Here is a 22,146-nt window from a genome sequence, read left to right as displayed (position 1 = left end):
CGTCATCGGGTCAAAGCCTGTCGGTGTTCCTGCTCGTGCGCGGCCGACCACCGGTTGTACCTGCCAACAGCCCAGACGGTGTGCGCGATCGTGGCGGCGATCGCCGCGATCGGTACCAGCCACGGGATGAAGGCCAGAGCCACCAGCATCGCGATGATGCCGAGGGCCCAGAAGCGTGGTGAGCCGCGTAACCTGCCGCCGATCCGGCCCAGCGCCAGCTGGAACGCCTGCCACAGCGAGTACCGCGGGTGGTAGTCGGCCGCGGTCAGGTGGGCCAGGGCCAGCTCGGCGGCGAAGTGGGTGGCCACGGCCACCGACACCAAGGCCAGTGCGGGAGTCTTCGCAGAGAGGACCACGACGAGCAACCAGAGGCCGCACAAGATCGCGGCTCCTGCGGCGGCGCGGCCCAAGGCGCTGCCACGACCGGCCTCTCGGCTCCTCTCACGGGCGGCCCAGGCCGACTGGCGGGCTCGCTCGGCCTGCTCGGCCTGTTGCCGGGCTACCACGACCTGCTGGGCTTCGGCCTGCGCGACGTTCGAGGCGAACAGCCCCGCATAGGCACGTGCCGGCTCGCTGCCGACCCAGCGGAGCAGGTCGGTGAACCAGCCGACGGGCACCGGGAGCTTCCGCGAGCGGTCGGCGAGTTCGCGTAGCCAGTCGTCTCCGCGCGGTGCCCCCGCGGCGAGCTCGAGCATTGCGGCACGGGCGACGGAACGGTGCTTCGTCGTGCCGAAGACGTGCGTCAGCCGGGGGTTGCGTTTCAGCGCCCCCACCGCCGTGCGGAGCTCGCCGACGGCAGCCGTCCACCGCGCGGCCACCTGACTCAGCTCGGCCGCGCCCTGGAACCCGGCCAGCACGTCCAGCAAGCGGCCCTCCCAGAGCTCGTCGACGATCTCGCGGGTCCGCTCGGTGTCCTTGTCCCCGTCCGGACCGTCCTGGGCCCGCCTCGCGAGTTCACGCAGCTTCGGCAGGTCGATGAAAGCCTGGCGGTAGATCGGCGGCTGCTGGGGATTGAGCCCGGCCAGCAGCCGGAGGAGCTTGGCGTTCGGTTTCTCGTTGCTCTGCTCGAGGGTGCCGAGCAGATCGAGGCGCTGTTCCACCACCCCGACCGGGTACTGGTCCGGACTGTCGAACTGGTGCAACCACTGGGTGAACGCATTCCACGAAGGACTGGGCGAGACGCCGTAGCGGCGCGCCGCGAGGCGCCAGTTCCGGGCCATGGCCACCGCCAGGCTTTCGGGCTCGCGAAACCGCTGTCCGTCGAACTCGAACTCCGTCGCGTCGACGGGCACCCGCCGGTCGGGTACGGCGGGAGCGCCACCCGTGAGCCACTCGCGGACCTGGGCCTCCCCCCAGCGCTTCGTCTCGTCGGAGACCAGCAGACCGGCACACAGCCGATTGAGCCGGGCGTCGGTGATCGCGTCGACCGGCACCGGCTTCGTCGTGACGAATTTCTGGATCATGAGGTCGTCGAGGCCGCGGAACGGCTGCTGCCCCGTGGCCAGTTCGAGGACCACGATGCCGAGGGACCACCAGTCCAGGGCCGGCGAGACATGCCCGACTCCGGTTTCCGGGGCCGCGTAGGCCGCGGTCCGCGCCACGGTGGTGAAGTGCGCGGTGCTGTTGAGCTTGCGGCTGAGTCCGAAGTCGGCCAGCACCAGCTCGATCGCGGGGCTGGTGCCACGGACGAGTACGTTCTCCGGCTTGAGATCGCGATGGGTGATCCGCCGTGCGTGCAGGGCGCTCAGCCCGGTCGCGAGCTGACGGACGATTTCCTTGATGCTCGCGGGGTCGAATGTGTGTTTCCCGGCGCCGGCGTCGCGCAGACTCCCGTTCGGGAGGTACTCCATCAGCTCGAACACCCGGCCGTCGGCCAGCGCGCCGGTCTCCACCACGTGGACGACGTGCTTCGACCGGATCGACGCGAGCTGGGCCCACACCTCGACGTCCGGCCGGATGTGCGCGTAGTACACCTTGAGCACCAGGTCGGTCCCGGGGTGTGCGGTGTCGGCCACCTTGGCCAGTTGCGCCTCACCGCCGGAGGAGGGCAGCGCCTCGAACCCGCCGAGCCGGGCGGCCAGCGCGGCCGGGAGCGCATCGGCGGACAGACCGGACCAGGAAGGAGCCGGTGCTTCCGCTTCCCGCCGGGTGGCGTCGGGTTGCGCGGCGCCGGTGTTTTCGCGACGGGTCGGGTTCGGGCCGGCTCCGGCGGGGCTTTCGCGGCGCGTGGCGCTGGGCTCGCCGCTGGCGTTCGGCTCGGCCATCCGATCCTTCCTCCTGCTCTCGCAATCGATACCGGATCTTCTTGACGGATCGGGGGACACCTTCGTTACGGGCGTGCCGCGAATTGTCATCTTTCTGTCCGTTAACGCCTCTCTTCTTGTAATCGGCAGTACGCCATAATGCCGATTCGGCCACGAGTTTGTGATTTCATGGGTGGGCGGTAACGGCAATACCGGCCGGAACGAATGAACGGAGGCGTTGCCCGCCGTGCGCTCGCCGGCTGGTCGCGGAATCGCCCGAAACCGTCCCGGAGGACACTGATGACGAGCACCGAAACGGTCACGACCGCGGTGGCGCAGGCGCTGTTCCAGGTCGCCGCCGACGGGGCGGTCTCGGTGGTGGCGTCCTCGCTCGACGGGCCCGAGGCGGAGGCCGCGTGGCTCGGCCTCGTGCGGCCGCACCTGAGCTTCGCGGAGACGATCGGCGCGTCGGCACCGCTGCGCGCGCTGAGCTATGTCGTCTTTCCCGACGGCTTCGCTGCGGTGCTGTGCCGGACGTGGGACCCGCAGCGGCCCGATGTCGTCGAAACCCATGCGTTGCTGGGCGAAGAGAACACGGTGACCGCGGAGCTCGCACTGTCCACCGCGGACTGGCCGGGCCGGTCGGCCCGGCCACCCGCCGATCGCCGGCTGCCGTCGCTCGTTGTCGGCGAACTGCGGGACGCGGCCGCGGCCGCGGCCGCGCGGTTGCGGGCCCAGGCGCTCGCGCACGGAGACCTGCTCGCCCACTCACTCGCCTGGCTGCTGCAGTCATCGGCCACGCCGATCGGTTTCCTCGGGTGCGCGCCCGAGGACCGGACCGCGATCCTGTGGGCATTGCACGAAATCGCCGCGACCGAGCTTCCGGGACGCAGATGGACTTTCGCCACCCATGACGACGGCGTGGTGAACGGCGGCTTCGCCATCAAATTTTTCGAGTCGCCGCCCGAGCCGGCCGGAACCGCGGGGATGATCGTCATCGACCTGCAACGTGACCAGGGGGCGAGCCCGCACAACGAATATCGGGCCAATGCGCTGGTCTACCGCTACGAATACGGCATCGACCCGCCGGGCGCAGACGTCACGCCCGCTGTGCTGGCCCCACCCGCACCGGTGCCCGTCGCCGCTGTGCCTGCCGTGATGCCGGCGCCGGAACCGGTGCGCCGGTCCACGCTGACCTTCGCGCGGTGGACCGAGCTGGCCCACAGTCTGGTCACCGCCCGCGACGTGCGGGCGGTCGACGGCGCGCTGGTGGAGCTGGAGTACGAGGTCGCCAAGGTCGACGACCGCGACGACGTCCGGAAGGCCCTCGAAAACGAAGGCTGGGCGACCGCGGCCATCCGCCGGCACGTGCCTGCCGAGCTGCGGGACGCTGTCTTCGACCGGGTCGTCCAGGTGGCGTTCGGCGCCACCGGAGTCGGCCGGGAGACCGCGGCCGCACACGACGACGCACGTCGGCTCGCGGCGCATTCGCGCGCCACCGACGTCGTCCGCGCTGTCGCCCGGGCGGGCTTCGACCGCGAGCTGGCGGACGTGCTGGCCCACCGGTGGCTTACCGAACAGGCGACGGCCGATCCGCCGGCTGCGGCGGGCCCGGGCCGTTTCGCGCGGATCCTCGGTCGCGTCGGCGTGCCCGCCCCGGCGCGCGGGAGCCGCGTCGTCCTCGGCGCGGTCCTCCTGCTGGGACTGGTGCTCGGCGTCTTCGCGGGCGGTGTCCTTTGGTGACCACGGCCGGCCCGCCGGAGGCCGACCTGACCCTCGGCGCGCTCGGCAAGCTGGGCGCCAAGCTGGGGTCCGGCGGGCAGGCGCACATCTACGACGCACCGCAGCTGAGCCTGCCCGACGTGCCCGGCCCGTTGGTGTACAAGCAGTACAAGCCCGGGAAGGCGCCACCGCACGGGATGGGGACGATCATCGGCCTGCGTTCCCGGCTCCTGGCGGATCCGGCCAAGCTCCACCGCCTCGACGCCTCGACGACCTGGCCGGTGCGGCAAGTCGTCGACGGCGACGGCGCCCTCCTGGGTCTGGTCCTGCGCCGGATCCCGGACTCCTTCATGCACGACCTCAAGCTGCCGAGCGGCGGGGTCAAGCGGCTGCCGCGGGAAGTCCAGTTCCTTTTCATCCCGCCGGACCGCGCGCTGCTCGGTGGCACGCCGACCCCGACCCCGGGCGAACGGCTGACGATCTGCCGTGACTTCGCCGCCACGCTCGCGTTCCTCCACGGCGAGCTGGGTGTGGCGTTCGGGGACATCAACGCGCGCAACGCGGTGTTCCGCCTCGGCGCCGACCCGACGGTGATGTTCGTCGACTGCGACGCCGTCCGCAAGGTGGGTGCCGTCGCGCCGCAGCTCAACGCGCCGGACTGGGATCCGCCCGAGGGCGCCGACGTGCTGACCCGTGAGACCGATCTCTACAAGCTCGGCCTTTTCGTGCTGCGCTGTTTGACCCCGGACCACAACAGCTCGATCAACCGGGATCCGAACCAGGCCCGCGGGGTGCTCGACGTCCAGGGCTTGAACCTGCTCGCGGCCGCTCTGCGGGGTGACCCCGCCGGGCGGCCGTCCGCCGAGGAGTGGCACCGCTACCTGCGCCGCGCGCTCGGCGAGTCGCTCGCGCCGCCCACCCTCGAGCGGGTCGACCTCGACCGGACCATCGTCGCGGCCGGCGAGCCGCTCACCATCAGCTGGTCGGCCGAGGAAGCCACCACGCTCGAAGCGACGGGTCCCGGCGTTCCCGGCACCTCGGTACCGGGCGCCGCGGGGACCGGGACGATCGTCCTGCACCCGGCCCGGACCGGCCGGATCACGGTGACCGCCCGCAACCAGCTCGGCGAGGCCACGGTGCTGACCGACCCGGTCGCCGTCTTCGACGTTCCGTCCTTCCACGACCTGCCGGTGCCGATGCCGCGGCTGGACCTGCCCCGGCTCACCCCGGCGGAGCTGCCGTCCGTGGGGCGGGTACTCCCGGAGTTTCCCCGCGGCACACCCGTGCCGCTGCCGCCGATGGCGAACGCCGTCGACGCGTGGGCGGTGCCGGCCGCCCCGGCCGCACCCGCACCGGTGGTGCTGCCGGCCCCGCCGCCGCTGTTCGGAGCGGGCCTGTCCGCCGTTCCGCTCGACCTCGCGGAGTTCTTCGCCGATCACGGAGCCGATGACGACTCCTCCGACCAGGAAGTACACCCATGACCAGCCCAGCGCGCCGGTCGGCGCGGCGCCCCCGCTACCCGCTGGCCCGCATCGCGGGAGCGCAGCCGGAAGTGCTCGCCAAGGCGAAGACGGACCGGGTCAAGTACTCCGCGATGGGCGGGGTGCTGCTGACGACCGCCGGGGTCGCCGGCGTGTCCGCCGCGTTCGCGCTCATCAGCACCCTCAAGCTGCCTCCCGCCGTGGCTGCGCTGGCCGGCGTGCTCTGGGCGGTGGTCATCCTCAACCTCGACCGGATGCTGATCGTCAACATGCGGCGCCAGACCGGCTGGCTGCGCAACCTGGCTGCCGCGGTGCCACGGCTCCTGCTCGCCGTGGTGATCGGGTCCGTCGTCTCGATGCCGCTCGTGCTGCGGATCTTCGAACCGGAGATCACCAACGAGATCCAGGTGATGCACTCGGACAACCTGATCGCCGCGCAGGACAAGCTGAACCGGCAGTTCGCCGACATCGGCCCGATGCAGCAGAAGGCCGACGAGCTCCAAGCCGTCGCGTCCGGCCAGAGCCAGCCGAGCGTGAGCGGGGACGCCGACGTCACCGCCGCGCAGAAGCGGGTGACCGATGCGCAGGCGGCGTACGACAAGGCCGCGGGCGAAGCCCAATGCGAGCTGGTGGGCAGCTGCGGCACCCACCGGGCCGGGGTCGGCGAGGCGTACCTGCAGGCAAAGGCCAAGGCGGATCAGGCGAAAGCCGATCTGGACGCGGCCAACTCGCAGCTGAACGACGCGAAGAACAAGGCGCAGAACCGGATTTCCGGTGGTGCGGCGTCGAACGCGGGGGCGGCCAAGGCCGAGCTCACGACCCTCGTCCCCCGGCTCGAGGAGCGCAAGAAGGAGCGCACCGAGGCGCAGGGCAGGCTGGACCGTGGCGAACTCGGCAACGACGGCCTGCTCGCCCGGCTGGAGGCGCTCGACCGGCTGACCGCGGGCAGCTCGCAGATGCAGCTGGCCAAGCTGGCGCTGACCCTGCTGTTCCTGCTGATCGAAATCCTGCCGGTGGTGGTCAAGCTCCTGTCGCTGGTGGGTGCGCCGTCGTTGTACGACACGCTGCTCGCCAAGGAGGAGAAGGCCCTCGAGCACCGCGCCGGCGGCCGCACCGACCTGACGCTGGAGATCGAGCAGGACCTCCAGGACCAGCAGCTGCAGCAGGCCAAGGCGGCCAACAAGCTGCTGGTCGACCAGCAGGCCGAGATCGCGAAGGACGCGATCGAGACATGGGGCCGGATCGCGAAGAGCCGCAGCGACGAGGAGCTCAAGAGCTGGTACAAGGCGAATTCCGGCGAGCCGGAACCGGTGGCCCCGCCACCGCCGCCTGCCACCCAGCCCATCGCGGTGACCATCCCCCTCCGGCCCTTCGCGGCCGCCCCGGCCGCCCCGGCCGCGGCCTCGGGGCCCGGGCGGCACCAGGCGGGGGTGAACCAGACCTACCGGCAGTTCAAGGCGAACGCCGGCCCACCGCCGAACGGCGTGCCGCTCAACGGCACGGCCGTCCCGCACCCCTGATCACGAAAGGAAGACCGCCATGGAAGCGAACGGCGCCAAACTGCTCCCGTTCTACCTCGTCATCGACGCGTCCTATTCGATGTCCGGCAAGAAGATCGACTCCGCCAACCGGATCCTCGGCCAGGTCCGGGACGCGCTCGCGCAGAACCCGATCCTGTCGGACAAGGTCCGGATCGGGCTCGTCGACTTCGCCGACGACGCCCGCGTGCAGCTGCCGCTGTGCGACGTGCTCGAGCCGAGCCTGAACCTGCCGACCGTCACACCGCGAGGCGGCACCTCCTACGTCGCCGCGTTCGAGCTGCTGCACTCGACGATCGCCGCGAACATCAAACTGCTCAAGGCGGACAAGTTCCTGGTGCATCGGCCGACGGTGTTCTTCCTGTCGGACGGCGCCCCGACCGACCGGACCGCCGAGTGGAAGGCGGCGTTCGCCGAGCTCGTCGGGGACAAGGCGTACCCGAACGTCATCGCGTTCGGGGTGGACGACGCAGACGCGCGCGTTCTGCAGTCGCTGATCCACCCGTCGACCGGCGGGAAGCAGATGCAGATGTACCTGATGGACAAGGGCGAAGACGCCGCCAAGGCGATCACTGCCATGGCCGAGATCATGATCTCGAGCGTGCTCGAGTCCGGGCGCAGCATGTCGCAGGGCGAATCGGGGATCAAGCTGCCCGACAAGGAGGACTTGCCCGCCGGTGTCACCTCGCACACCGCCGACGACGACTTCGTGTGATGTCCGAAATGGATGGACGACGGCTCGAGACCACGGCGATGCCGGTTCCGGGAGAAGACGACCCATCGCGGACGACGGACCCGGACACCGGGCCGCCGGTCCCGGCTTGGGGCGGCGAGTTCCGGTTCACCCCGTTCGAGGTCGGCGACCCCGGCCGGGCGGCCACCGCACCGTCTTATCCGGACCCGGACAACTGGGACCACCGTGACACGGTGCTCGACGGCGTGCTGCTGAAGGGCGCCGACGGCCTGCAACCGATGGCGCTGCGCGCGGCCAGCACACGCGGCCGCGCTCACCGGTTCGCCGGCCGGGTCCGCCAGGACGCCTACGCCTTCCGGTGCGACGGCCGGTTCGTGGTCGCGGCGGTCGCGGACGGGATGTCGAGCCGTCCGCTGTCGCACGTGGCCGCGAACGTCGTCAGCCAGCACGGATGCCACCTGGTTGCCAAGCTGCTCGAGACGGCGAGCCCGGACGAGCTGGACTGGGCGTACATCCTGCGCGTGCTCGCCGCGAAGGTGATCAACGCGGGGCGTCGGCGGTTGCAGGTGGCGGCGCAGCCCCGCGTCGTCGAGCCGGACCCGGAGGAGGTGGCCCGAGAACTCGCGACCACCGTGCTGTTCGCGGTCGTCGACATGCGTCCGGCCGTCGACGGCCACCCGGTCCACGTGCTCGCCTACGGCGACACGTCGGCCTGGGTCCTGCGTTCGGGTGTCCGCTGGGAGCCGCAGAACCCGGTCAAGAACCAGGGCACCGCCGTGGCGTCCTCGGCCACCGACGCGCTTCCGTACCTGCCGGGGCAGCCACCGGAAGTCGTGCGGACGCGGCTCGCGCCCACGGATGTGCTGCTGCTCATCAGCGACGGGGTGGCCGACCCGCTCGACGACGGGACCGGCTCGGTCGGCGAGTTCCTCGCCGTGAACTGGCGGCGTCCGCCCGAGCCGCTCGCCTTCGCCGCGCACGTCGACTTCGCCCGGCGGTCGCACGACGACGACCGGACCGCGGTGGCGATCTGGCCGGGCACAGCGGTCGGCGGGCTCCGGCCGTGAGGTGCTGTTCCGGATTTCCGGTGAAACGAATCGGCGCCCGGAGCGACTCCTTCCGTCGACGCTGTTCCGCAGCAGAAGAATCGATGCGACGGGGTGCTGCCCCAGCCGAGGGGCCACTGGGCCGGGCTTTCGGGAAATCGGAACACGCCACGGCCGGCGGATCGCGTTCTGACGCCGAAACCAGGAGGACAGCGCAGTGACCGAGATTCTCGAAGAGGACGCCGTGGTGATGCGGTGCCAGGCGACGGTGATCCGGGCGCTCACCGGCCGGTGTGCCGACGCCGAGATCGCCGAGGTGGTCGCCGGGCTGGCCTGGTTGCCTGAAGAGCACCCCGAACGGGCCAGGACCGCCGCGGCGATGCTCATGGCGATGTTCCGCGGAGGCAAAGGAGTGGCCGCCGAGTACGCCGCCCATACCGGCGACCTGTTGCGCTTCGCCGAAGCCGATCCGCCGACCGACCCCCAATGGACGCAGACGCGGACCTTCGCCCGGGTGAGCGCGATGCTCCACGCCGGTGTCCAGGGGGAGCTGGCGGATCTGTCACCCCTCGACGCGGAGCTGGACACGATCGCCGAAATCGCCGCGGACAATCCGGCGGCGGCACCGGCTCTCGGCTTGCTGCGGACGATGTCCGGTTTCCTGCGCGCGGTGAACGACGGCAACGAGAGCGTGGTGCGCCGGATGCCCGCCGAACTGGCCGGTCACGTCGAGCAGCTCCGGGACCGACCGGAATTCGCGCCGCTGCTGGAACTGCTGGAACCCATGACCCGGGCCCTCGCCGCCAACCAGCGCGGTGACCACGCCGAAATGTTCAATCTGTTCGACGCCACCCAGCAATCGGCCCAGGAGCTGCTACCGGGCCAGGAGTTCATCCGGCAGGCGATGGCCGACACGATGATCCGCGTGGAACCGCTTCGGGGGTTGTTCGGTGGTTCCGAGGCGAAGCCCACGGAAAAGCAGCTCACGGAGCTGCGGGAGCAAGCCGACCGTGCCGACGCGCCCGCCCACGACCGGGCCCTGAGCCACCTCGCGCTGGGCGGTGCCTACCTGAGGGCCGGCCGCGAAACAGACCTCGACCGGATCGACCTCGGAATCGACCACCACCGGAAGGCGCTGGCCCTGCTGCCGCCCGAGCACCCGCAACACGCGTTCTGCCTGCTCTCCGTCGCGCTCGCCCTGTTCCGGCGATCCGAGGTCGCCGCCAACACCGACGGTCTCGACGAGGCCGAAGAGCTGCTGCAACGCGCGCGAGACCAGCTGGGCGGCCCGCAGCACCCGTACTGGGCCCAGGTGAACGAGATGCTCGGCCAGATCCGGGAGCGGAACGGGCACTCGCAAGAGGTGGGGGAGGCCGGTCTGCTCGCCCAGCGCAGCTACGCCTGGCGTGTCCTGCTGGAATCCGACGCCGCCGGCGCCAAGATCGCGATCCGCGACGCCGCCGGAGGAGCCATCGGTCTCGCGCGCCGGTGCGTGAAGGCGGACAACCTCGCGGCCGCCCTGCGCGCGCTGGACACCGGCCGTGGCCTGATGCTGTTCGCCGCGACCGAACTCGCGAAGGTGCCTGCGCGGCTCGAGGCCGCCGGACACACGGAGCTGGCCCGGCGCTGGGAGACCGAAGGCGCCGAGGCCGGCGACCTCCGGCGCGAGGTGCTCTCGGTGTTGACCCAGGCGTCGGAGGAGGCAGGCAGCCTGCTCGACCCGCCCAGCGTCGCCGAGATCCGTTCCGCGCTCGCGAGCTTGGCCGCGGACGCGCTCGTCTACCTGGTCCCCGCGGAACCACCACTGCCCGGCTTGGCGCTCATCGCCCACGTCGACGGCTCGTTGGCGTGGATGGCCTTGCCGGAGCTCTCGGTGCGTGAGGACGCCAGCGTGGAGCGGTACCTGGCGGCCCTCGCCGACCGGTCGTCCCGCGACCTCGCGGCGCCGCCGGACGACGATCCGCTCGTCGGCAGCTTCGACGCGTTGTGCGACTGGGCGTGGGGCGCGGCCATGGGCCCGCTGCTGGACGGTTACTTCGGTCGGCGCGCGCCGCGCGCCGACGGCACCGTGCCCCGGATTGTGCTGATCCCGATGGGCGACCTGGCCCGCGTTCCCTGGCAGGCCGCGCGGCGCCGCGACGGCGTCCACGCGGTGGAACTGGCCGCGGTCTCGCAGGCGGTTTCGGCACAGCTACTGTGCGAGAACGCCGCGCGCGGGCCGGTATCCGCGTCCGCCGGAGGCTTGGTGGTCGGCGACCCGGACACCGGCGACGTCGCCCGCGGCCTCGACGCCGCGCGGCTCGAGGCGCACAGTGTCCGGCAGGCGTTCTACCGGGGCGCGCGGTACGTCGGCCGCCGTCCCAACGGGACGGTCAGCCCGTCCGGGCGCGGCTCCGCGGACGAGGTCCGCCGGTGGCTCGTCGATTCCGGGCCGGGCGCGGGGGCCATGCTCCACCTCGCCTGCCATGGTTCGTTCGCGGCCGGGCTCGAGGACGCGAAGTCCTTCCTCCTGCTGGCCGCGGCCGATCCGGGCGATCCCGGCTGCGACGAGCTGTCCGCCGAAGAAATCCTGGAACTGCTCGTCGCCTCGCCGGGGCACCAGGTCGGGTTGGTCGTCCTCGCCGCGTGCAACACCGGGCGGTCGGTGCACGGCTATGACGAGGCGTACAGCCTCGGCACCGCCTTCCTGGCCGGCGGAGCCCGGTCGGTCCTGTCCACCCAGTGGAGCATCCCGGACGCGCAGACCCCGTCGTTGATGTACCTGTTCCACCACTACTGCCGGCGGGAGGGCCTGCCGCCCTGGCAAGCGCTGCGCCAGGCCCAGATGTGGATGCTCGACCCCGGCCGAGTGCCGCCCGCGGGCATGCCCGCGGAACTCCTGGCGGCCGTGCCGCACGGCGAGCCGGCCCCGGTGGCCGCCTGGGCCGGCTTCATCCACTTCGGACACTGATCGGGAAGGAACGCACCGTTGACCGAAGACACCGTCACCACATTGAGGTCCGAGCTGGCCGGGCTGTCGGGATCTGCCAGGGTGGCCCCGCTTTCCCGGTTGGCGCAGGCACTGGCCGAGCGGTACTGGCGGGCGGGCCCGGGCCGTCCGGAGGCCTTGCCGATCCTGAACGACGCGATCGCCGCCTGGCAGGAGTGCCTCGGGTACCTGCGAGAAGGCGACAGCGTCCGCGGCCAGGTCGCTGCCCAGCTCGGCTGGCTGCTGGGCGCGCGGTACGGCACGCACACCGAGGACGAGCGAGACCGGGAAGCCGGGATGCGCGTGCTGACCGAGGCACTGGATTCGCCGCACCTCAGCAAGGTCCTGAGGGAGATGAGCCGGCTCCAACTGGGGCAGCTCTGCCTCGGCCGGGTGACCAAGGTGCTCCAGACGCCGGGCACGGGTATGCAGCTCCTGAGCGGCGGCCTCGCTCCGGACATCCGAGCGGACGTCGATCGTGCCGTCGGCTGCTTCCGCCAGGTGCTCGCCGAAGGTCCGTCTTCCGACGACCTCCGGAGCGCCGCCGGATCGCTGCTGTCGGCGGCCGAGATCATGCAGACCATGGTGAGCGGAACCGGCGATGCCGGCATCGACCTGCAGGGGATGATGGCGGCGATGGCAAAGCTGCAGGACCTCCAGGACCGCTTCGGCAAGATCTCCGGCGCGGGCCAGGGCCGCCGCGGAACAGCGTCCTTCCTCTCGTTCGCCGACATGCAATCGATCATGAACGTCGCTCCCATCGACCGTCCCGTCGCCGTCGTGGAGCAGGCCGAGCCGTCGTCGGAACCCGCGTTGCCGGAGCCCCCGGTCGTCCCGGAACCGGCCGGCGGTGCCGGATTGCGGAGTTCGCTGCACGAGAAGCTGAGCGGGCCCGACCCCGACCAGCCGGTCTGGGCCCGCGCCGCCGACTTGCTCCTGCCGGACGCTCCCGGGCTCCCGATCGACGTCGTGGACGAGCTGGTCGCGCTGGCCACGATGGTCGTCGAAGCGGAAGACGGCGACAATGCGGCCGCCGCCGTCGACCGGTTCGTCCTGGCCGTGACCCTGAACCTGCGCGACCGGCTCGACGACGACGGCGACCGGGCCGATGCGGTGGCCGGGGCCGAATGCCTGCTGGCGGCGGTGCGCGACCTGCCCACCGGCCACCCGGGCGCCACGACGATGTTGCTGTGCTTGGGAGCATTCCTGGACGAAGAACGACCGTTCGGCGGTCCGCTGGAGGTCGTCGCGGGCGAGTTCGCGGACCGGGTCGACGCGGTGATCGCGGCCGGGGTCACCGACGCGGCCGACCTCGCCGCCCTGCATGCCCTGCGGTGCCTCTGCCGCGCTGCCGAGGCCGTGGCCGAGTTGCGGCGGGCCGCGGTACCCCCGGACTACCCGTGGCGGAACGCGCTGAAGGCCGCCGGGTGAGCCCGACGGGATCGCGCCGGGCGCTGGTGATCGGCGCCCGGACCGGCCGGCTGGCCGGGGTGGGCCAGGACGTCGCGGCGATGGCCGGGGCTTTGGGCGACTGGGGGTTCACCAGCACCACGTGCGAGGGGAGCGACGCGACCCGCGCCGGCATCCTCGCCGCGTACTCGCGGTTCATCGCCGAAACCCGCGAGGAGGACGCGGCCGTCGTGTACTACTCCGGACACGGCGGGCGCAGCGTGGCTCCGGCAGGCGGTTCGGTCCAGTTCATCGTGCCGGTCGACTACGACGAGTCCGCCGAAGACGACTTCCGGGGGATCACCTCGATCGAGCTGACGATCCTGCTCACACAGCTGACCGCGAAGACGAAGAACGTCACGGTCGTGCTCGACAGCTGCCACGCCGCCCACATGTCCCGCGACCCCGGAAAGGTCGTCAAGGCGCGGCCGGCGCCGGTGCCGTACCAGCACATCGCCGCCCACCTCGACCGGCTTCGGCGCGACGACCGGTGGCTCGCCCGGTGGACCCCGACCGGCAACCCGGACGCCGTGCGCATCGTGGCCTGCGCGCCGGAGCAGTCCGCGTACGAGTACGTGAACACCGACGGGATCCGGACCGGGCTGCTGACCGACGCCCTGTCACAGACCCTGGCCGAGGCGAAGGACAGCGAAGTGACGGTCTCCTGGGCGACGGTCGTCGACCGGGTGCGCCGCCGGGTGCTTGCGCTGCTGCCCGCCCAGCGGCCGGAGGCCGAGGGACCGGCCCGGCGGCTGCTGTTCGACGTGACCGAGGCCGATCCGGTCGCGACGCTGCCCGCTGCCATGGTCGCGGGCAGGGTCCGGCTCAGCGGGGCCGCGCTCCTCGGCGTCGTGCCTGGCGACGAGTTCGTCGTCGTGCCCGGCGAGTCTGCCGATCCGGACGGCCGGGTGATCGGGGAGGTGGGCGTCGACCGGGTCGATCTGGCCGCGGCCTGGGGTGAACTGCGCGCGCCGCAGCTGGTGACCGAGCTGCCGATCGGCGCGCGGGCCCACCTCGTCCGCGCGGTCACGCCCTTGATGCCGGTCCGGTTGAGGTCCCCGGGTCCGCGCCTGGCCCCGCTCGCCCGGGCCATCGAGCTCGCTCCGCTGATCCGCCTCGGCGAGCCCGGTGAAGAATGTCCCGCCGAGGTCGGCAGCGACGACCGGAGCGGCCTCGTGGTGTACGACGAATTCGGGCCGCTGCACCGATCCCGTCCGGACGGGTCCGACGGCGTCCGGCGGGTCGTGCGGGACCTGACCCGGGTGGCCCGCGCCCGCGCGCTGCGCTGCCTCAGCGAGGTGCCGGGTGAAGAGCTGCCCCTGCCTGTGTCGATCGAGTTCGGCCGTGTCGACGCGGGCCGTGCTGTGCCGCTGTCGACGTCCGGGTCCGTGCTGCACGTGGACCAGCCGGTCTACGTCCGGGTACGCAACGAGAGCCCGGACACGGTCTACGTGTCCCTGCTCGACATCGGCGTCGCCGCGGGCATTTCGTTCTTGAACCCGTCGTCGCCCAGCGGCGTCCGGCTGCTCCGCGGCGGGCAGTACACGTTCGGCGGCAACGATCTGACCGGAGCTCTGCCCGGGGTGGCGTTGGGCTGGCCCACCGACCTGGACCGCGGCGTACCTCGCCCGGAGACGATCGTCGTGCTGGTCACCTCGGAACCGGTCGACAGCCGCGTTCTCGAGCAGGAGGGGGTCCGCGCGGCGCCGCTCCTGGCCGGCTCGGCCCTCGGGCGGAGTCTCCGTTCGCTGAGCGGCTTGCGCAGCCAAGGCCGTGCGGCGGACTTCGCGGTGCGCACCATCGATTTCGACCTGGTCCCCGCGCCTGCACCGCCGCTCGACGTCACCCGCTTCGAGGTCGACGAACGACCGGAGGCCTCGACATGGTTGTGGCGCCCGGAAACCGCCGCCTCGGCCGACGTGGTGGTGTCTCTGCGAGACGTGTCCGCGGAGCCCGGCGTTCGGCTGGACGTGCTCGTGGTCACCGGAAGCCCGGGTGGCGAACCGATCTTCTCCGCCCGTACCGAGTACCTCGGTGCTTCAGGCCTCGACGAGCTGCCGGTGTATCGGGGCCAGGTGACCGGCTACCTCGCCATCGCGATCTGGGTTTCCCACGGCAAGCCAGGAGACCGCTCGCTGCAGGAGTTGGTGCGAGAGCGTCCCGTCGCCGACGGGCCGGACGTCGTCGAGCCTGCGGCGCTGTCCGGCGTTCGCTTCACCACGAACATCGTCAACACGGCCGACGCCGCGCTCCGGGCCGTCTCGGCCGGCTGCGCCGGACTGTACCGGACGACCCTGCTGAGCCACGAGCGGTTCGGTGTCGGGCGGCCGGAAAACCGGACCGCGCTGCGGACGGGGCAGGTCTCCTTCCGTTGCCTGGTCGAAGAAACGGCGTCCGCTTGCCCAGAGGAGGATCACGTGGGTTCGTCATCGGATGATCGAGTGGTGGGCACCGTCCCGCTGCTCCTCGATGTCTTTGTGAGATCCGTCGAACTGGCGCCCAACGACATCGAGATCGGCCTGATCCGGTTCTCCGGCTGGCAGCTGCACCGGATCGATCCGCTGCCGGCCGGCTTCGCCGGGCACGCGGCCTACCTCGTCCGGGTGAACTACGAGTTCGACGTGCCCGCCGGGGAAACGCCGCCGGCCTGGGCAGAGGTGCAGTTCACCTTCGACGCCGCCGAAGTGGTGGTGCTCGACGCGATCCCCCGCGTGGTCACGGTGGCCGAGCCCGCGCGCACCTACGAGCTGACCGGGCAGCTCAACTTCGTCCGCCGCACCGACGGCCGCTCCCACTGGGCGGCCGACGCGAGCGAAGCCAACGTCGCGCTGCCCGCCGTCCGTCCGGAAGTGACCGGCTTCGGCCTGGGGAGCGCGCGGGTGCGGTGGCGGCATTCCGGCGGCGTCCACGCCGGCACGCACACCGCGTGGCTGGTCCTGCTGACCCCTCCGGACCGGACCGAGTTGCCGGTGCTGGCCGGGGGTGCCTACCACCTGACGGCGGAGGGCGGGCTGGGCCTCGGGGCGAGCGGCGAGCCGGACGCGTTCACCGTGCGACTCCCCGAAGCACCGGAAGCGGACGTCCCGGCCACGCCGGCGGACGACGGCAGGCCCCGGGTGTTCGTTTCGTACGCGCAGGAGTCCCCGGCGCACAAGAAGGCCGTCGTGGAGCTGTGCCGGTTGCTGTCCGGAGCCGGCGTCGACGTGCGCGTCGACCAGGACGGCCTGGAACAGCGCCGCAACTGGGACGAGTGGACCACGACCCAGATCCTGCGCACCGACTACGTGATCGTCGTGGCGTCTCCGGTGTACCGCGCGGTGGGCGACCGCGAGCTCACCGACGAAACGCGCCACCGCGGCATCCGGTCCGAGTACAGCCGGCTGGCCGACCTCCTGCACCGCGACCGGGACCGGTGGACGCAGAAGGTGCTGCCGGTCGTGCTGCCGGGCCGCTCGCCCGACGAGATCCCCCTGTCCTTCCTCCCCGCGATCGGCGACTACTACGTCCTTTCCGCCTTCACCCGGGACGCGGCCGCGGACCTGCTGAAAGTCCTGTTCACCGTCCCTGCGGGCTGAACCCGGCCCAGCTCTCGATGCCGATCGTGCCGGAACCGGCCGGACGCAGCTCCAACAGCGCATCCGGTATCCCGTCGAGCGGCGCCGACTGCTCGAGCAGGGTGAGCTGCGCCTGGCGCAACGCCTCCGCCGGCGTGAGGCCGTGGCGGCGCACGTTCTCGTGGAACAGCCACATCAGCGTGGCCGTGGACCAGCCGGCGGGCACCCGCCACAGGGAGCCGACGACAGTCCGTGCGCCGATGGCCAGGAAGGTCGCCGACAGGGACAGCGCTTCGTCGTAGTCCACTCCGGACACTTGCGTCGTGCACCCGGCCAGGACGACCAGCGCGAGCTCCAGAGGCCGGGCCGGGCTCAGCTCCAGGAGGTCCCGCGCCGACAGAGCGCCGCCGGCCAGTTCGATCCGGGACCGCAGGGGGCTGCGCACGTCCGCGAAGGCGTGGCACGCGAGGTGCAGCACGTCGAGCGGCCCGCGCAGGTGGTCCCGCACTTGTTCGGGGGTGCCCGGCCCGGCAGAGGCCGGGATCCACCACCGCGTCCGCCCGGTGCCGCCCAGAAAGACACCGCCGGGGTAGCAGGAGTCCCGGATGGCCACCGCTTCGGCCGCCCCGTCGGGCAGGTCGCCGGCGGGATTGCCGACGAGCAGGGCGTCGTCACCGCGCACGTCCGGGCGCGCCACGGCTTCGCAGAACAGCCGCCCCGAAGGGACGTACGAGACGGTCGCGTCCTGGACGAAGTGACGGTCGTGGCCGTCGACCGGGCGGTACGCGGCGTGCCACGGCACCAGCCCGAGAACCCCGAGGGGGACCAGGACGAACCGCGTATCGCGGCCGGCGTAGTCGAGCAGTTCAGCGGCCGCGGCGTCCCAGGCCCAGCGGCAGACTTCGTGCAGCTCGGTGACCCACCGCTGGTACTCGGGGCCGGCCGGGTGGTCCGCGGTGTCCCAGGCGGCATAGGCCTCCTGGTAACGCTTGACCGCCTCGGCCTCGCCCAGCTCGGGCAGCGGGCGAGCCACGGGGGCGCCCTGCGCGGGAACGAGAACGGCGACGGCCCCGTGGTGGGCGTTCGCGGGCAGGAGGTAGGCGAGCACGTCGGATCCCTGCGCGCGCAAGGCGTGCTGGATCTCCTCGACAGTAGGCGGGCTCAACAGGTCTTCGGAGTCCTTCGCCAGGACGCGGAGCACCTTGCGCCGCAGGGCACCCCAGCCGATGCCCGGACCGCCGTGCTCGGTCGCCAACGGCTCGTCGGCACCGCCCGCCGCCTCCCATTCGAGCGCGAGAAGGTCCTCCCCGAGGGTGCCCAGCTGCGCCGAAACCGAGCGCGTCGTGTTGGCCGACCGCAGCACCAGGCTCCGCCGCGCGTCGACGATCTGGACGAGCTCGGCCACCGCGTCGTCTTCGACGCACCACGCGGTGAGCTGGTCGGCGGCGTCCATCGAGGTGCGCGCGATCTCCATCGCGTGCTCGCTCTCCGACTGGATCAGCACCCGCCACGCGGCGTTTTCCACGACTTTCCTGGCGAGCCGCCGGCTTTCGGTGAAGTCCTCCGGACGCCCACGGCGTCGCAACGCGGCGGCGAGCGATGTCGACTGCTCGGCCAGCAGCGGGCTGCTGTCCATGTCTATTTCGGCGAAACACCGCCGGTACGCGTCGATGGCGGTCTCCAGCGCTTCTCCGTTCCCCGGATCCAGCAGGAACAGGTTTTCGTAGGCGACCGCCCGCACGCCGTGGAACGGAATCGACTCCTCGCCGTCGACCGGCACCGCCATGGTGGACAACCGGTCGCATATCTGTCGCAGCGCGCGGAGGTCCTTGGTGTTGACGGCGGCGATCACCTCGCTGCCGACCGACATCGGTTCCAGCAGTTTCCCGAGCCAGGCTTCGGCGTGAGCTGAACTGCGGGCGGGCAACGGCTCGGTCGCGAAGGCGACGGCTCCGACACGGGTGAGCATCTCGATCATGTCGAGGATCGGGTCGAGCGCGGGCTCGGGCGGAAGTGCGCGCAGGAGGTCACAAGCGCTCCGCGCGAGTTCGTGGATCTCCCGCTGGTCGGTCCTGGTGTGGATCGCCCGAAGCACCTCGTAGAACCTGTGCATCGCCGTGGCTTCGGCACGTCTACCCGGGTTCGCCGCCTCGTCGTCCCGCACGGCGGCGAAGAGCGCCAGCCCGGCGTCCATGGCGCTCAAGGATCCGGTAATCGAACCCACCAGGGGGAGCAAGCCGTTCATGATGTCCCGGAGACCCGTGCGGACATCCGACAGCTCCGGTTCAGTGAACGCCCGTTGCAGGGTGGAGAAGTCCGCGTCGCCGTCACCAGCGACGATCCGGGTCACGTTGTCGTAGAACTCCACCAATGTTTCGAGCAGTAACTGGTGCTCCGGCGGCAGATCCAGGAGGCCGAGAGCATTTCTGAACAGTGGGCTCATCGAACTGATCAGCGTGCGGAATTCGGCGAGGTCCGCAGTCCCGTGGTCGGAGGTGCGGACCACCAGGTAATACCAGGACATCCCGACCTTGTACGAAAGCAGCGCCGCCATCTCTGACAATTGGCCCGCGGCGACGGCGTCATCGACTGCCGCGTGCGCCTGCCGGACCCACTCCACGACCGGATACCGGGCCACCAGCTCCCGCAGGTCCGGCCGCTTGCCGTCCTGGAACGCCGCGTCGAGCCGCCGGGTGTGGAATTCGTACGTCAGATCCGGATCGGGCACGGGAAGTTCGAGCCCGCTGGCGACGGCCTCCAGGACGGCGTCGGCGTGACGCTGGTCCCCGGTGCGCTCGAACAGCTCGGAGTGCGTCTCGGCCAGCTGGCTCCACACGTACCAGGCGTCTTCCTCCGCCGGATCCTGGGCAGCGGCGCCGCGGGCCAGCCACTCGGTGGCCGCGGTGAGATCGGCGACGCTGCCGGACTCCTGGCCGCGCTCGAGTAATGCTTCGCCGTACCACATCCGGACGTCCGGATCGACGTCCGCTTCGACGGCGACGGCGAGACCGTCGATGATCCGGTCGAGGTCGTCGGGATCCGATTCCGCCGCCTTCCGCCGGCGGATCAGGACGAGCCTCGCCAGCTGGAGGTGGCGTTCCGGCCGCACCGGATCGTCGTGCGAGGTGGCCTCGACCGCCGCCGTCGCCAGCGCGAGTGCTGTGTGGAGGTCGTCCGGGTCCTCGCCCTTCCGGTACCGCTCGCGGTGCAGATCGGCGAGCAACGACATCCCCTCGGGCAGCGCCGGGTGCCCGGCGGGCAGGCGACCCAGCGCGTCGTCCACCAGCTCGATCGCGCGCCGCAAGTCGGCGTCCTCGGCCGAGAAGTCGTGCCGGGCGCCGAGTATCCGGCCGCGGTGCAGGTCCAGCAGTGCCCGATCGGCCGGCTCGGCGAGCTGTTCGGCCAGCTCGGAGAAGACAGCCAGTTCGCCGTCGAGCTCGTACCGGCGGGTCTCCGCGGACACGTGCTCGTCGTCCCACCGCGCGCCCAGCCGGCCCGCGCGGATCTCGGCCACCTGGAGCACCGCTTCCGCGAGCTCGTCGGCGTCGTTCGCGGTCGCGACCGCCTGCTCACCCCAGTACAGGGCCGCGGTCCATTGCGTGGCGTCACCGGTGCCGGCGCGGTGGGCATACCCCACGGCCAGTGCCATCCGCCACGAGCAGGCCAGATCGTCGTCGGCGGCGAACGCGACCCCGTGCCGGAGCAGGAGGATCGCGGTGTCAAGGTCGGTCGCGAAGCCGGGTTCGGTCTCGTCGAGCGAGTCCAGCAGCAGGTAGCCGATCGGCCCCGTCCCCCCGGGATCGGTGGCGTGCGGGTCGCGCTCGACCAGCTCCGCCAGTACGTCCGCCCGGTGGTGGATTTCGGCGACGCTCATGCGGTCTTCGGTGGACTCGGTCGGCATCAGCCGAGCACGACCCGGCGGGAAGCGGTTTTCTCGGCCGGGTCCCGCAGCTTCCCCGACGCCGGGATGGCCCGGTCGCGCAGCTGCCGGACCTCGTCGATGCGCTCCGGCGCCGATCGCACGAGCGGCACGATGTTGCGGAAGGCGTCGCGGTAGAACTCGACCGGGACGTCCCGGTCGTCGGCGGAGGCGATCGCCTCGTACCCGATCTCCTTGACGGCCGCCTCGACATCGGAGCCGGCGAACCCGTCGCTGAGCCGCACCAGCTCCTCGACGACGTCGTCCGCCACCGGGACGCGCAGGTACTTGCGGAGGTAGATCTGGATGATCTCCCGCCGCTCTTCGGCGTCCGGCAGGTCGACGAAGAACATGTCGTCGAACCGGCCGCTGCGCAACAGCTCTTGCGGCAACGCCCGTACATCGTTCGCGGTCGCGACCACGAAGACCCGGGCGGGGGACTCCTGCAGCCAGTACAGGAACTGGCCGACCAGGCGGGTCGTGACGCCGGTGCTGTCGGTGCCCGAGCCGGCCAGTCCCTTCTCGATTTCGTCGATCCAGAGCACGCAGGGTGCGACAGCGTCGGCCGTGGCGAGTGCCTCGCGGAACCGGCTCTCCGATTGGCCGACGTAGTTGCCCAGCACCGACGCTATGTCCAAGCGGTACAGCGGGAGCTGCCAGTCACTCGCGATCGCTTTGGCCGACAGGGACTTCCCGCAGCCAGGTACACCGATCAGGAGCACCCCGCGGGGTGGCCGCATCCCGCGGTCGCGCAGGTCCATGGTGAGAAGCGGGCGTTTGCGGTCCAGCCATCGCCGCAGCCCGGCCAGGCCACCTACGAGGTGGTCGCCGGCGCGAACCGGGACTCGCTCGATGCCGGCCAGCTCGCTGAAGATCGAGTCCTTGGCCCGGCCCAGCTCGATCAGCTCCGCTTTGGTGATGGCCTTCCGCACCACGAACGTGGCGAGGATGTTCAGGGCCTCGATCTTCGTGACACCGGTGAGGATCGACGCGGCCTCTTCGCACTCGGCAGGGCCCCACTCGATCCGGATCTCGCCTGCGTACTGGTGCAGAAATTCTTCGATCTCGGCGCGCATCTCGTCCGGGTCGGGCAGGTCGAGCGTGACGGCCATCCCCATGCGCTGCAGGGCATTCCAGGTCGGGTCGGCGGTGATCACCATGATGCACCCACCGTGCTCCTCGGCCAGCTGGGCGAGGTCGACGAACCGTCGCGAGATCTCGTTGTCGTCGCCGAGGTGCTGGACGTCGGTGAACACGACGGTCTGGTTCGCCCGCGCCTGGAACCATTCGCCCGCCAGGTCGAGGGCGCCGAGCAGCGACTTGTCGTCGGAGACCACCTGCCGGTTCCGGAGGTCGCGAAGTCCTTGGCTCAGCGTGTGCACGACGAGATCGAGCTGTTTCTCCCTGGCCAGCTCACCGAGCATCTCCAGCGCACGCCCGCGTTCGACTGTGCGGACGGACACGAACGGGATGCGGGCCAGCAGGTAGGACTCGATGCGTGCTTTCGTCTCGGCCCCGTTGGGCATTGCCTG

Annotated in this window: 11 protein-coding genes; 8 read left to right on the top strand and 3 right to left on the bottom strand. The window is 71.4% G+C overall.

Annotated elements, in window-relative coordinates:
* Positions 1-2: 2 nt before the first annotated feature.
* Positions 3-2,264 carry a serine/threonine-protein kinase gene (locus tag OHS18_RS20565; RefSeq protein ID WP_328618145.1) on the bottom strand — a complete coding sequence of 754 codons (2,262 nt, stop codon included), beginning with the start codon at positions 2,262-2,264 and terminating at the stop codon, positions 3-5.
* 279 nt (positions 2,265-2,543) lie between these two features.
* Here OHS18_RS20565 and OHS18_RS20560 point away from each other — a divergent pair, with 279 nt between their 5' ends.
* From OHS18_RS20560 to OHS18_RS20525, 8 genes are all read left to right on the top strand, one after another.
* Complete coding sequence (locus OHS18_RS20560; protein WP_328618144.1) at positions 2,544-3,986, top strand: hypothetical protein; 1,443 nt, start codon at positions 2,544-2,546, stop codon at positions 3,984-3,986.
* Entirely contained in the window at positions 3,983-5,446 is a 1,464-nt protein-coding gene (locus OHS18_RS20555) for a hypothetical protein (RefSeq protein WP_328618143.1), read from the top strand. The genes OHS18_RS20560 and OHS18_RS20555 overlap by 4 nt, the downstream gene beginning before the upstream one ends.
* Positions 5,443-6,966, top strand: a complete 1,524-nt coding sequence (locus OHS18_RS20550; protein WP_328618142.1) for a DUF4407 domain-containing protein — start codon at positions 5,443-5,445, stop codon at positions 6,964-6,966. The genes OHS18_RS20555 and OHS18_RS20550 overlap by 4 nt, the downstream gene beginning before the upstream one ends.
* Before the next feature lie 19 nt (positions 6,967-6,985).
* On the top strand, positions 6,986-7,699 hold the full coding sequence (locus OHS18_RS20545) for a vWA domain-containing protein (RefSeq protein ID WP_328618141.1): 714 nt from the start codon (positions 6,986-6,988) through the stop codon (positions 7,697-7,699).
* Between the two features lie 8 nt (positions 7,700-7,707).
* The gene (locus tag OHS18_RS20540; protein WP_328618140.1) at positions 7,708-8,745 is read left to right on the top strand and encodes a protein phosphatase 2C domain-containing protein; all 1,038 of its coding nucleotides are present in this window, start codon (positions 7,708-7,710) and stop codon (positions 8,743-8,745) included.
* Between the two features lie 196 nt (positions 8,746-8,941).
* Positions 8,942-11,674: a CHAT domain-containing protein gene (locus tag OHS18_RS20535; protein ID WP_328618139.1), complete on the top strand. Its 2,733-nt coding sequence runs from the start codon at positions 8,942-8,944 to the stop codon at positions 11,672-11,674.
* Positions 11,675-11,692: 18 nt separating this feature from the next.
* Positions 11,693-13,123, top strand: coding sequence for a hypothetical protein (locus OHS18_RS20530; RefSeq protein WP_328618138.1), 1,431 nt, complete (start codon positions 11,693-11,695; stop codon positions 13,121-13,123).
* Positions 13,120-16,716: a caspase family protein gene (locus OHS18_RS20525; RefSeq protein ID WP_328618137.1), complete on the top strand. Its 3,597-nt coding sequence runs from the start codon at positions 13,120-13,122 to the stop codon at positions 16,714-16,716. The genes OHS18_RS20530 and OHS18_RS20525 overlap by 4 nt, the downstream gene beginning before the upstream one ends.
* Here the strand turns inward: OHS18_RS20525 and OHS18_RS20520 are convergent.
* Positions 16,697-20,596, bottom strand: coding sequence for a CHAT domain-containing protein (locus OHS18_RS20520; RefSeq protein WP_328618136.1), 3,900 nt, complete (start codon positions 20,594-20,596; stop codon positions 16,697-16,699). The two genes, OHS18_RS20525 and OHS18_RS20520, sit on opposite strands and share 20 nt — an antisense overlap.
* Positions 20,596-22,140 carry an AAA family ATPase gene (locus tag OHS18_RS20515; protein ID WP_328618135.1) on the bottom strand — a complete coding sequence of 515 codons (1,545 nt, stop codon included), beginning with the start codon at positions 22,138-22,140 and terminating at the stop codon, positions 20,596-20,598. The genes OHS18_RS20520 and OHS18_RS20515 overlap by 1 nt, the downstream gene beginning before the upstream one ends.
* Between the last annotated feature and the right edge of the window lie 6 nt (positions 22,141-22,146).

Origin of the sequence: Amycolatopsis sp. NBC_00355 (genome assembly GCF_036104975.1) — a bacterium.
Lineage (GTDB): Bacteria > Actinomycetota > Actinomycetes > Mycobacteriales > Pseudonocardiaceae > Amycolatopsis.
Note: the sequence above shows the minus strand (reverse complement) of the source record. Positions and strands in the feature narration are given on the sequence as shown.

What these genes read in the sequence shown, in the direction of transcription:
- OHS18_RS20560 (WP_328618144.1), top strand. Translation starts at nt 2,544, where the DNA reads ATGACGAGCACCGAAACGGTCACGACCGCGGTGGCGCAGGCGCTGTTC.
- OHS18_RS20520 (WP_328618136.1), bottom strand. Translation starts at nt 20,596, where the DNA reads ATGCCGACCGAGTCCACCGAAGACCGCATGAGCGTCGCCGAAATCCAC.
- OHS18_RS20565 (WP_328618145.1), bottom strand. Translation starts at nt 2,264, where the DNA reads ATGGCCGAGCCGAACGCCAGCGGCGAGCCCAGCGCCACGCGCCGCGAA.
- OHS18_RS20515 (WP_328618135.1), bottom strand. Translation starts at nt 22,140, where the DNA reads ATGCCCAACGGGGCCGAGACGAAAGCACGCATCGAGTCCTACCTGCTG.
- OHS18_RS20540 (WP_328618140.1), top strand. Translation starts at nt 7,708, where the DNA reads ATGGATGGACGACGGCTCGAGACCACGGCGATGCCGGTTCCGGGAGAA.
- OHS18_RS20550 (WP_328618142.1), top strand. Translation starts at nt 5,443, where the DNA reads ATGACCAGCCCAGCGCGCCGGTCGGCGCGGCGCCCCCGCTACCCGCTG.
- OHS18_RS20545 (WP_328618141.1), top strand. Translation starts at nt 6,986, where the DNA reads ATGGAAGCGAACGGCGCCAAACTGCTCCCGTTCTACCTCGTCATCGAC.